Raw genomic sequence first — 235 nt, 5'->3', positions numbered from 1 at the left:
TCAGCCAATGAGAACCCGGGCATGTCAAAAGATCCAGAAAATTTCTCGACATCAACCTTGAGTTGTTCAATCTCCTTGTTGTTTACTAAACCCTTGTTGAAATCCTTCAACAATTTTCCGAACTCCTTCTGGATGTTCAGAGTGATTTGAATGGCACGGTGAAGGAACTCTCCAATTTGCTCAAAGTCCTTCTCGACTAGACCCCTTGATGTCATTGCAGGTGTACCAATACGAA

General features: G+C 42.6%; 1 protein-coding gene. It reads right to left on the bottom strand.

Annotation, left to right across the window (positions count from 1 at the left end):
* Window positions 1-235, bottom strand: a 235-nt coding sequence (locus ACYQ78_RS40140) for a hypothetical protein (RefSeq protein WP_459806242.1), incomplete at both ends; no start/stop codon positions are given.

The organism is Herbidospora sp. RD11066 (assembly GCF_054661255.1).
Note: the sequence above shows the minus strand (reverse complement) of the source record. Positions and strands in the feature narration are given on the sequence as shown.